Raw genomic sequence first — 9090 nt, forward strand, 5'->3', positions numbered from 1 at the left:
GCCCTGCTTGTCACCGGTGGACAGCGGGCCGACTGCACCCAGCTCCAGCCGGTGCTGGAGAAGATCCGCGTTCCACGGCCGGGCCGGGCAGACCGCGCACGAAGCCCGACAGCCTCGCCGCCGACAGCGCCCTCCGCTGGTATGGGAGGAGTGCGACCGGAGCGTGACCGCCGAGGCGGTAAAGGTGCTCGGCTCGGGCGAGGACCTCGACGCCTGTTTCCTTCACCTCGGCGCCGTCGACGAGACCGCGCACGTCCTCGACTGCGGCCCCGAGTACCGGCGCGTGATCGAGACCGCCGACCGACGCCTCGGGCGGCTCCTAGCCGCGGTACGCGAGCGGCCCGATGCCTCTGCCGAGGCGTGGACCATCATCATCGTCACCGACCACGGCCACCGCGAAGAAGGCGGCCACGGCGGAGGCAGTGCACCGGAGCGCACCGCCTGGATCGCCGCGAGCGGTCCAGGCATCACCCCCGCCTCCACGCCGCACAGCCTCCGTCACGCCGATGTCGCCGCCCACGCTTACGCGGCCCTGGGCATAACACCCGACCCCCACTGGACACTCGACGGGGGCCCTTCCCCTCCCCCGCGCCGCTGACCGGCTGTCACCGGCGGGAAGCCGCCGACTGCTGGGGCCTCCCGAATCGGCCACGGGCGCCTGGGGGCCCCGGCCCGGCAAGCAGGACGCGTCGGCCTTCACGGCGGCCGGGCAGCGTCGCGCTGTGCACCCCGCGGCCCCGAACTCGTCGTCGTGGGCGGCGGCCTGTCCCGTACCGGCGGCCAACTCCACGAGCCGGATCGCCGCCACATGAGCCTCCTGCGCGTACCCCCTGTGAAACACAGGCGCCGTCACGATGTGGCCGACCACAGCCGAGGACACACGACCGGATCGGCGTAGTCGGGAGTGCCGTTCCCCTGCGCGGCGGTCAGGTTGTCGTTGCGGTGGGTGGCGACGGTGCCGTCTGGGTTGTGGGCCGTGACGTGGTGATTGTCGCCGGGTTGCAGGTGGATCGCGATCGACCGTCGCGGCTCGCCACTGTGGTTGGGACCACTGCCGTGAACGGTCTTGCAGTGATGGAAGCTGACCTGCCCGCGGGCGAGAGTGGCGCTGACGATGCGCAGGTCGTGCTCCGCGGCGTGACGTTCGAGGGTGGTCAGATCCTGATCGAAGAAATTGAGATCCGCCGTTTCGTTCCAGCGATGGCTGCCCGCCGCGAACATCACCGGCCCATGAGCCTCGGTGACGTCGTGGAACGGCACCCACGCGGTCAGCATGTCCTGGCTGGAGCAGCAGCGCCAATACCGCCGGTCGGTGTGCCAGCCCACATTGCCCAGGCGGTCTGAACCGCTCGGCTTGTACAGGAGCTGGTCGTGCCAGAGCCGGATCTCCGGTGCGCCCGCCAGTCGTGCCGCGCACGCCGCGATAACGGACTGACGGACCAGATGAGCCAGTTCGCTCACCCTCAGTGAGGCGTAGTCGTTCTTACGCAGCACGTCTCCGTCCTCAGGGCGCCACCCCGAGTTCTCGCCGTTCTCGTCGCCGTCGACGCGACGGTCGACATCGCCCGCGTAGTGACGGCGCATGCCCCGCTCGGCCGTGTCCAACACGTCGTCGGGGAGGATCGGCGGGGAGATCCAGCAGCCGTTTTGCTGGTAAAAGGCCACATCGTCGTCGGTCGGCAGGAAGGTGAAGGTGTTGTTCGCCATACCCAGGACGCTAGGAGAAGAGGACCAGCAGAGGCGTACAGAATTCACAGGGGCGTGTATATAATCCTCGGGTGTGTCGATCGAACGTCCGACAGGGCTGAGAGCCGGGTTTCACGCGCACTTGCAGCACGCAGGTGTTCCTGGGCTCCATCACGCCGGCGACCAGCACGCGCCCACCAGCTGGGTGATCCGGACGCACACCCATGAGGCCTGGGAGCTGTATCTGCAACTGAGCGGCCCACCCACGCAGTGGACGGTGGCAGGTCACACCTGTCACATACCCTCGCGGGGGATGCTGGCCGTGCCACCGGGGTTGCCGCACGCGATGGCGGCCTCCAGTACGGCGCCCTACCACTTCTACTTCGCCGCGCTCGCTCCCGCGCAGATCGTGTCGGCGGAGGCGCTGCACCCGGCCTGGCTGCGGCATGAGCCGCTTGTCGTGACGGATGCCGGGACGATGGTTCCCCCGTTCGAGCTGTTCCTGCGCGAGGTGACTACCTATCAGTCGCTGCGCACGGCCGGGTTGGAGTCCGCGGCCGCCCTGCTGGTGATCGAGGCGTCGCGGCTGGCCGACGACGCGCGCCCAAGGCGCCAACTGACCGTGCACCCGGCTGTCGCGATGGCCAGGCGACTCATCGAGAACCGCCTTTCCGAAGGCGTGACCGTGGACGCCCTCGCCGCCGAGGTACACCTGTCGCCCGCCTATCTCGCCGAACTGTTTCGCGCGGAGACCGGCGAGACCCCCGGCCGGTTCCGAGCGCGGCTACGGATGGGGCGGGCCCGACTCCTGCTGGCCGAGACCGACCTGCCGATCATCACGATCGCCACTGACCTCGGCTACTCCTCCTCACAGCACTTCGCCACCGCCTTCCGTCGTGACACCGGCAGCACGCCTTCGGAGTACCGGAGCGCGGTGACCGAGTGAGTAGCGGGGCGGAGCACTTCTGTCGGCGCGGCCCTCGAAGCCCTTGTGGCTGGTGCGGATACCGGTGTCGATGACGTACGCGGTGACACCCTCACCCGCGCTGTCGGGGTAGGTGTACGCCTTGTCGCCCTCCGTGTCCTCCTGGTCGATCCGGTCCAGGCCCCACGACGGCAGGTTCTCCTGGGTGCCCTTGATCGTGTAGCGGTGGTTCTGGACCACCTTGCCGACCGACGAGTCGGCGGCCAGCCGCTTGGCCTCGGTGTCGGACAGCCCGCTGGCGGAGAGGCCATTGATGGCGGAGTCGTAGCTGCGGCGCAGCTTGCCAACGTACCCCCGGGGAGGTCCTTGCCCTCCGAGGCGGTCTTCACGGTCTTGCCGCCCTTGAGCATGACGATGTAGCTGCCGTCCACGGCGTTCTTCGCCTGGGTGCCGTAGACGGTGACCTCCCCGCATCGACGCCGACCCAACTCCGCACCGGCCAGCGGGCAACGCCTTTTGCTTGCAGGGGGCTGCTATCAGGGAGGGTGGGGCTGTTCCCCCTTCTTCGGTTGGAGGGAATTCTCACGACCGGAGACGACGCCTGCCGCCTGCTGGAGCGCCTCCACCAGCACGGACAGGGTCACCGGCCCGGCCCGCAGGCCGAGGCCCTGCGGCAAATTGTCGTGCAGAACTACTACCGCGATGCGGCAGGCCGCCTGTGCTGGCGGACCGCCCACGACAGACGGCTGCCACCTTCCTCCTCAGCGGTCGTCTCCCCTTACGGCCGGGACTGTAAGACGTTCGGTGTAACTCCCGATCATGGAAGGCGAGATCACCGACCATCTCGGCTATGACAAGCACGACCCGGCGGGCAAGGACGGCGGCAACTCCCGCAACGGCAAACGCTCCAAGACCGTCCTGACCGGCGTCGACGAGATGGTCATCTCGCTGGCCGCGCAGGGCCAGACCACCGGCGAAGTGCAGGCCCATCTGGCGGAGGTCTATGGCGCCGAGGTCTCCCGCCAGACCATCTCCACCATCACCGACAAGGTCCTGGAAGGCATGGCCGAATGGCAGAGCCGCCCGCTCGACGCCGTCTACCCGGTTATCTTCGTCGACGCCATCCACGTGAAAATCCGTGACGGCGCGGTCGCCAACCGGCCCCTCTACGTGGCCCTGGCCGTCACCGCCGAGGGCCGACGGGAGATCTTGGGGCTGTGGGCCGGCGACGGCGGCGAGGGTGCCAAGCACTGGCTGCACATCCTCACCGAGATCAAGAACCGCGGCGTGAGCGACGTCCTTATGCTCGTCTGCGATGGATTGAAGGGCTTACCCGAGGCGGTGGAGACGGTCTGGCCGAGGACGATCGTCCAGACCTGCGTAGTGCACCTGCCGCGGAACTCCTTCCGCTATGCCGCCCGCCAGGACTGGGACAAGATCGCCAAACTTCTCAAGCCCGTCTACACCGCCCCCACCGAAGAGGCCGCCCTGGACCGGGTCGCCGAGTGCGCCGACGCTGTTGAAATGCGTCTGCATGGCGATCATGTCCCTCGATCCCACCGGTAAGGGCCAGGCCCGCTGGACCATGCGCTGGAAGACCGCACTGAACGCCTTACCCGAGCAGGAATGATGCGAGGGTGACCGCCGCTTCGTAGCAAGTGGCGGTCACCCTCGCATCATTCCTGCTCGGGGCAAGATCCGTTTGAAGACGGACCCTAGTCGTCACAGGTGCAGCGTGCCCCGGAGGGACCGGTGCGCCAGCGGCGAGTGGCCGTGCCGACGGCGGAATGCGGTGCTGAAGGCACGGACGTCGAGGTAGCCGCACGCCTGGGCCACATCCGTCACGGTGGTGTCGGTGGTGAGCAGCAGGGCCGCGGCCAGGTCGAGCCGCATCCGGCGCATGGTCGTCATCAACGAGGCACCGGTCTGTTCCCGGAACAGCCGCTCGGCATGCCGTTCCGACAGGTGAACGGCAGCCGCCACATCGTGGACCGTCATGGGCCGGGACAGGTTGTCGGCCAGGTATCGCTGCATCGCCGCCACCGCCGGGGACAGCCGGCCCCCGACCGGTGACTCGGTCCGCAGGTCGTCCTCTGCCGCGAACGCACGCGCGGTCTCCACCACGAGGGCGGCGCCAAGGCCGGCCAGTCCCGTTTCGTACCCGGACCGCACAGGCGCCGCCTGCTCGGCGAGCGCGGTGACGAGGGACGCCAGCGAACCGATGGACCGGGACACCGCCGGTCCGGTGGTGTCGGTGAGTCCGGACCACCAGCCGCGCTCCCCTGGTAGAGGACCCTCCCTTCCTGCCCTCAGAGTGAAGCCCCAGAAGGCGATACCCAGCGGGTCGGTTTGGCTCGACTCGATCTCATGGATGTCACCGGGCCGGGCGACGAAGACATCGCCGGCACCGACGTCATGGTGCTCCGCACCGATACTGAACCGACCCGCGCCGCTGTAGGCGAGGCAGACCTCGTAGGACGAATGCCGGTGCCAGTAGTTGCGCCAGGGCGACGCCGGATAGAAGCCCCAGCCGACGAAGTCGGCCTGGAAGCCCCCGACGGAGCAGGTGTCCAGCAGGCCGGTCAGCTCCGCGAGCCGGCCGGCCCCCGCCACGTCCCGCAAACTCAATCGCTGCTCCTGCCCGTCGGGTCGACGCCCGCCAGCATCATGCCCTGTCCCAACGAGAATTCGTGGGCCCGGATCGCCGGCGGGTCCGCCGGGTCGCGGAACTGCACCAGCCAGGTGGTACGTGCCTCGCTGCTCACATTGACGCCCGAGGCGTGGACGGTCAAGTAGGAGAAGAACAGCACGTCGCCTGCCTCGGCGGGAAGCGGTACGGCCGTCTCGAACGGCACGTCGGGCAGGTGGTAGCCGCCTTCCTCGTCGTGCTCACGCGGCCCCTGAAGGTGGCTGCCCGGCACGATACGGACGCAGCCCCTCTCCTCCGGCGCGTCGTCCAGGTGGAAGATCGCGGCGCCGATGCGGTGGTAGGTGTGCGGGAAGAACGGGTGGTCCTGGTGCGGAGGGAACGGCGATCCGTTCTCCGGCGGCTTCACGAACAGCTTGGTGTGGTGCAACTGCACATTCGGCCCGCCCAGCACCGCGGCGGCGACCGAGGTGAAGCGCTCGTCCACCAGCAGTCGGGAGAACGCCCCGGAGTAGAACTGCACGTCGTGCAGGTGCTGCAGCCGAGTCGGCACACCGGCCGAAATGTCCGCACCCGACTCCCACGTCGCGTCCTCTTTGTGGTCCAGCATGGCGAGCAGCTCGTGGGCTTCCCTACGATATGCCCCGGCTTCGTCCCTGCTCAGCAGGCCCTTGACGAGCACATACCCGTTTTCGGCGTAGTGGCGGGCCGCGTGCGTCAGGTCGGCCGTGCCCTGAGTTTCCATCATGGTTTTCCTCCTTTTGCCTTCCCGGTCGGGTGTCTTCTCCCGGGGGTTGGCAGCGAGGTTAGGCGTCCTGGTCGATGCCACGGCAGGCTTGCGGCGGACGGAGATGTTTGTGAGACGGACATGGACCCGGTCTTTGGTCACCGCTTCCGACCGGGGCGACCGCCGACTGTGGAGGTACCCGAACCGGTGCCGTACAGGGACAGGCCGGCCCACTCGTCGATGGGGACCGGCTCACCAGCCGCGGTGCGGCCCGGTTCGGTGGTCAGCGAACAGGCGGAACGCCGTCCCGGGACGTGCGTGGCGCCACCGAAACGATTGCAGCGCCTTCCCTTCGCAGCGCACTCTCCAGCGGGGCCGTGCTGCCCCGTACGATCAGTCGCGGAGTGGGCGCCTGCACGGCGCGGGGTGCCGGGCGGTCCGCCACGACACGAAGCAGCTCGGTGGCAGTGAGCTCGCCCAGCGCGAAGGTGTCGCGTGTCAGCGCGGTGATCGGGGGGTGCGTCAGACTCATCAGGACGGAATCGTCAAAGGACACGATGGACACCTCGCCCGGGACCTGAACCCCCATTTCGGTGAGGACGCCCAGGCCCGCCGCCGACATGATGTCGTTGTCGTAGATGATCGCCGTGCAGCGTGGTGCCGCCTCCATCAGACGGCGGGTCGCCAGTGCGCCCTGGGCGTCCGAGTAGTCGGTGGCGACGCAGGTCACGTCGATGCCGAGCGTCGCGCGCCCCTCGTCGACCGTCTGAAGGCGGCGTTGGGTGTGCTGGTAGGACGTGACACCGGTGACGTATCCGATGTGGCCGTGGCCGAGCGAAACCAGGTACTCCAGGACACTGACCATCGCAGCATGGTCGTCGACCCAGACACCGGTCAGCGGCGTCATATCGGCATGGCTGCCGAGGACGACCGCGGGGATCCCGAGGTCGGCGACGAGTTGGGGGCGGACGTCGTCGACGGTGAGGTCCAGAAGCACGAGACCGTCGACCCGGTGCTCCGCGGCCCAGCGCCGGTAGACCGCCAGCTGCGCCGTGACGTCCTCGACGATGAGGAGTTGCGTCGCGATGCCGTTGCTCGACAGACGGGACTGCAGCCCGGAGAGGAACTGGGCGAAGAACGGCTCGACGCCGAGTGTCTGGGCCGGACGGGCGATGACGATTCCGATCGCCTCGTTGCTGGCCCCCTTGAGCGCCCGTGCGGCTCGATGCGGGCGCCAGTTGAGTTCTTCCGCGATGTCGAGGATGCGCTGGCGCGTCGCATCACTGAGGCCGGGACGCCCGTTGAACGCCAGGGACACCGCCGATACCGATACGCCCGCCAACCGGGCGATGTCCGTGCTCCGCAACCGTGTCGGAGGGCCGGAGGAGTCGGTGACGGGTGAGCTGGTGCGTACCTCTGACGCGACCTGGTCGTTCGGCATCGTTCCCCTTCGGGCGGACTCCCGGCAAGCCATGAGCCCAAGGTCCTGCCCAAGCCGCTCCCCGGCCTGACAGGCGCCAGGCAACCGGCCGGCAGCGTTACCAAAACTTGACTTAACTTCCTGATGACCTCGCCGGCTAAAACGTACTACCGTCCAGCCACTCGCGATAGCACTAAAACGTATTACTACCTTCGCTTCCCCGCTCGGAAGAGAGCACCCCGTGTACAACCACTACAGGCGTACCCTCGAACGGCTCGCCCGCGTCCGGCGAGACCGCATACTTCCCGGCATGCACACCCGCCTCGCAGACGTCGAGGTGGAGGCGTGGGCGGTTCCCGATGCCGGAGAACCGGTGAGCGTGGCGCACGCTCTGGGGCTGGGACAGGACGCCGGCCGCGGCATCCCCGACTACCAGCCCTTTGCACTGGGCGATTCATGGGGACCTGCCTGGTCGACGACCTGGTTCCGGATCCAGGGCAGCGTGGCCCCCTGCGTCGAAGGACCCGTCGACCTTCTCCTCGACCTGGGTTGGTTCGACCACTCCGTAGGAGGCCACTGCGAGGCGCTGGTCTTCACCCGGCACGGCACAATCGTCAAGGGCCTGCACCCACGCCAGTCCCAGATCCGGCTGCGAGGTGGCGGAACCGGGCACGAACTGCTCGATTCCGAGGGCCGGTTCCTGCTCTACGTCGAAGCGGCAGCCAACCCGCTGCTGCTCGGACTGCCGCCGTTCGTGGTCACCGAGCACGGCGAGAAGGGGGCTCGCGAGCCGTTCGAACAGTTCCGGCTGCGGCGGGCGGAAACCGCCGTGTTCACCCCGGACGTCCACGCACTCTCCTGCGACCTGGACGTGCTGGGCGGCCTCGCCGCCGAACTCGGCGAAGAGGAGCCCCGTCGCTGGCGGCTGCTGCGCGCGATCGAGGAGTCGCTCGACGTCTACACCGCCGAGAACCCCGAGGCGAGCGCCCGGGAGGCGCGCACGGTCCTGGCGCCGCTGCTGGCCTCGCCGGCACACGCCAGCGCCCACCGAATCACGGCCGTCGGGCACGCTCACATGGACTCGGCCTGGCTGTGGCCGCTGCGCGAGACGGTACGCAAGCTCGCCCGCACGGTCTCCAACGTGCTCGCCCTGCTCGACGCCCACCAGGACCTCGTGTACACCATGTCAGCGGCGCAGCACTTCACGTGGCTCGAGGAGCACTACCCGGACCTGTTCGCCCGGGTGCGCCAGTACGTGGAGCAAGGCCGGTTCATACCGGTGGGAGGCATGTGGGTGGAGCCGGACGGCGTGATACCCACGGGCGAGTCAATGGTGCGTCAACTGACCTATGGCAAACGCTACTTCCTCGACCGATTCGATATCGACACGCGCGAGCTGTGGCTGCCCGACTCCTTCGGCTACTCGGGGGCCCTGCCGCAGCTTGCACGCCGCGCGGGAGCCCGCTGGTTCCTGACCCAGAAGATCTCGTGGAACGACACCACGACGTTCCCGCACCATTCTTTCTGGTGGGAGGGGATCGACGGCACCCGGATCTTCACGCACTTCCCGCCCGCCGAGACCTACGCCGCCGAAGTCACCGCACGGGAACTCGGCCACGCAGTGGCCACCTTCAAGGACAAGGCCATCGCATCCCACTCACTGCTGCCCTACGGCTACGGCGACG

Annotated in this window: 8 protein-coding genes and 2 pseudogenes; 4 read left to right on the forward strand and 6 right to left on the reverse strand. The window is 68.4% G+C overall.

Going from position 1 to position 9090, the window contains the following annotated elements; all coding sequences use genetic code 11:
• Window positions 1-163: 163 nt before the first annotated feature.
• Window positions 164-598, forward strand: a complete 435-nt coding sequence (locus tag KN815_RS21320; RefSeq protein WP_253209143.1) for an alkaline phosphatase family protein — start codon at window positions 164-166, stop codon at window positions 596-598.
• 251 nt (window positions 599-849) lie between these two features.
• Here the strand turns inward: KN815_RS21320 and KN815_RS21325 are convergent, their stop codons facing one another.
• The gene (locus KN815_RS21325) at window positions 850-1707 is read right to left on the reverse strand and encodes a phytanoyl-CoA dioxygenase family protein (RefSeq protein WP_216343543.1); all 858 of its coding nucleotides are present in this window, start codon (window positions 1705-1707) and stop codon (window positions 850-852) included.
• Window positions 1708-1891: 184 nt separating this feature from the next.
• Between KN815_RS21325 and KN815_RS21330 the strand changes: the two genes are divergently transcribed.
• Window positions 1892-2632: a helix-turn-helix transcriptional regulator gene (locus tag KN815_RS21330; protein ID WP_216343544.1), complete on the forward strand. Its 741-nt coding sequence runs from the start codon at window positions 1892-1894 to the stop codon at window positions 2630-2632.
• A 24-nt stretch (window positions 2633-2656) separates the two neighbouring features.
• Here the strand turns inward: KN815_RS21330 and KN815_RS21335 are convergent.
• Window positions 2657-3072 (reverse strand): annotated as a pseudogene (locus KN815_RS21335) (protease inhibitor I9 family protein); the annotation flags it as partial.
• A 75-nt stretch (window positions 3073-3147) separates the two neighbouring features.
• The gene (locus KN815_RS21340; RefSeq protein ID WP_216343545.1) at window positions 3148-3348 is read right to left on the reverse strand and encodes a hypothetical protein; all 201 of its coding nucleotides are present in this window, start codon (window positions 3346-3348) and stop codon (window positions 3148-3150) included.
• Window positions 3349-3430: 82 nt separating this feature from the next.
• Here KN815_RS21340 and KN815_RS21345 point away from each other — a divergent pair.
• Window positions 3431-4241: pseudogene (locus tag KN815_RS21345) on the forward strand (IS256 family transposase); the annotation flags it as partial.
• Window positions 4242-4333: 92 nt separating this feature from the next.
• Here KN815_RS21345 and KN815_RS21350 read toward each other — a convergent pair.
• The 3 genes from KN815_RS21350 to KN815_RS21360 form a co-directional block, all read right to left on the reverse strand.
• A complete protein-coding gene (locus tag KN815_RS21350) occupies window positions 4334-5239 on the reverse strand; it encodes a helix-turn-helix domain-containing protein (RefSeq protein WP_216343546.1) in 906 nt (301 codons plus the stop codon).
• Window positions 5236-6006, reverse strand: coding sequence for a phytanoyl-CoA dioxygenase family protein (locus KN815_RS21355; RefSeq protein WP_216343547.1), 771 nt, complete (start codon window positions 6004-6006; stop codon window positions 5236-5238). Before KN815_RS21355 ends, KN815_RS21350 begins: the two co-directional genes overlap by 4 nt.
• 262 nt (window positions 6007-6268) lie before the next feature.
• Entirely contained in the window at window positions 6269-7351 is a 1083-nt protein-coding gene (locus KN815_RS21360; protein WP_372458423.1) for a LacI family DNA-binding transcriptional regulator, read from the reverse strand.
• 364 nt (window positions 7352-7715) lie between these two features.
• Here KN815_RS21360 and KN815_RS21365 point away from each other — a divergent pair.
• On the forward strand, window positions 7716-9090 hold a 1375-nt coding region (locus KN815_RS21365), incomplete at its 3' end, for a glycoside hydrolase family 38 N-terminal domain-containing protein (protein WP_507229905.1).

The organism is Streptomyces niphimycinicus, assembly GCF_018883605.1.
Lineage (GTDB): Bacteria > Actinomycetota > Actinomycetes > Streptomycetales > Streptomycetaceae > Streptomyces > Streptomyces niphimycinicus.

What these genes read in the sequence shown, in the direction of transcription:
- KN815_RS21355 (WP_216343547.1), bottom strand. Translation starts at nt 6,006, where the DNA reads ATGATGGAAACTCAGGGCACGGCCGACCTGACGCACGCGGCCCGCCAC.
- KN815_RS21325 (WP_216343543.1), bottom strand. Translation starts at nt 1,707, where the DNA reads ATGGCGAACAACACCTTCACCTTCCTGCCGACCGACGACGATGTGGCC.